Below are 1,738 nucleotides of genomic sequence, written 5' to 3'. Positions count from 1 at the left end.
AGTGCTCGCCAATGGCGTGCACATGATTTGCGTAAGTTCGCGCGCACCACTTGGATGGATTTAGGTATCGATTATTTAGTGGGTGAAATGCTTTTAAACCATGTGCTGAACAAGATGGACAAGACCTATATTCATACCCATGCTGAAAATTTAATGCGGCGCGACTTGGTTAAGTACCATGCCTGGCTCGTTGAGCAGGGACTTGATTTGTCGCCTGAAGCTGAAAGTGTGGGGTAGTTGAATGCACACAATTAGGCTTCGAGAGTCTGTGAACAGAATTTCTAAGTTGCCAACATTAGAAGATCTACGAGAAGCACTTAAATCAGTGCCGAAAGGGTATCTGGCAATGGTGAAACGTATATCCGGTTGATCTTTATGTTGAGAAATAATATCTATTATTTGCTTCTATACCGTGACATTTCCGAGACAGTTTTTTTTGCCAATGTTCGATGCGCTCAATGATGGTAATGGTTACAGCGATTTAAGATATTTATCATAGGTGAACATATTTAACGGTAAAAATGGAGCAATATTATTATATAGGAAGCATTTGCGAGTTACATTTCTAAGGTGCTTAGGGGCACATTGCGCCTTAAGATAACTCCAAAACATAGCTAAATTTATTGTTTCAAGGAGTAGAAGTCATTAGAAGAGATGTGATCAGAAGGGACTTCAAGAATTACCTCAAATTTTATTGGAAAATTTTACATTTTACGCCGACCAATCTCCTTATTTTAAATGCCTATCAAATCGCAATTATTTCCGGGACGATTGAACCAGGTAAATAGCCATGCGAATAGTGCGTGTACTGGTGTTTATATACTACTATTTAGGGAGGTAATCAGTCCGAATCAAGCTAAAAAAGTACTGGACTGAATATAAATCCGTGATCAACTTTACTTGACTAACGATTAGGATTGCATGGCACGGGTTTTGCTATGTTATCAATGTAAACCCTACTAGGCTGCATCACTCACATAAAGAAGGGGATATAGAATGAACATAAAATGGAAATTCGCAATATTCTCATTACTCATCATTTTTAGCCGAGTCACGCTGGCAAAGCCGACACTTGATATCGTGGCAGGACAACTAGTCGGCGCTAAAAATGTAGATGTTGGTGGCACTTTATATGACGTTGAGTTTTTAGACGGTACCTGCGCGGCGCTGTTTTCCGGATGTGACGGTCCTGACGATTTCACTTTCACGAGTGCCGCACAAGTAAGCGATGCTGCACGGACACTTTTGGACACAGTGTTTCTGGACATTGATCCCGTCAATCAATTCGACTCATCACCGGAACTTACGCAAGGATGTGCGATAAAGCGCCGTTGTGTAGTGGTGATCCCATATAAGTCGGCGAATCTAGGTCATTTCAGGTCAGCGGCCGTGTTTAACTACACTATACCGCGTCAAGATGCGGTTCGGTTGATAGGTTATTATCACAAAGCAGCGAATGCCATGTCCCTGAAAGACGCCACATTCGCCAGATGGAAGGTCGCAGCCGTGCCGTAGCCGCACCTATTTAGTTTGTTGCTGGCAGGCTTGCTGGTCATGGGGGGGCTTAAGCGCAAACAAAGTCGTACCCAATAAATTAATGGGAGTATCGCTTAATCCAGCCCATGTCCAACGTAACCAACGTTTTACGTATTGTTCCAATAAGGCAGCAGTATTGTCTGCTGTTGATTGTTGCTCATAAAGCCGAAAAATATGTAACACGAACTTCTTGATGGTAACA

At 42.3% G+C, this 1,738-nt stretch carries 3 protein-coding genes and 1 pseudogene; 3 read left to right on the top strand and 1 reads right to left on the bottom strand.

Annotated features, from left to right (window positions below; all coding sequences use genetic code 11):
* From AC4GME_RS18240 to AC4GME_RS18230, 3 genes and pseudogenes are all read left to right on the top strand, one after another.
* A pseudogene (locus AC4GME_RS18240) lies at nt 1–237 on the top strand (tyrosine-type recombinase/integrase); the annotation flags it as partial.
* A gap of 4 nt (nt 238–241) precedes the next feature.
* Nucleotides 242–370, top strand: coding sequence for a hypothetical protein (locus AC4GME_RS18235; RefSeq protein WP_490378656.1), 129 nt, complete (start codon nt 242–244; stop codon nt 368–370).
* A 626-nt stretch (nt 371–996) separates the two neighbouring features.
* Complete coding sequence (locus AC4GME_RS18230; protein WP_490378655.1) at nt 997–1,515, top strand: hypothetical protein; 519 nt, start codon at nt 997–999, stop codon at nt 1,513–1,515.
* Nucleotides 1,516–1,521: 6 nt separating this feature from the next.
* Here the strand turns inward: AC4GME_RS18230 and AC4GME_RS18225 are convergent.
* A partial coding sequence (locus tag AC4GME_RS18225; protein WP_490379984.1) for a hypothetical protein occupies nt 1,522–1,738 on the bottom strand: 217 nt, incomplete at its 5' end.

The sequence above is a fragment of the Psychromonas sp. genome (genome assembly GCF_983033635.1).
Note: the sequence above shows the minus strand (reverse complement) of the source record. Positions and strands in the feature narration are given on the sequence as shown.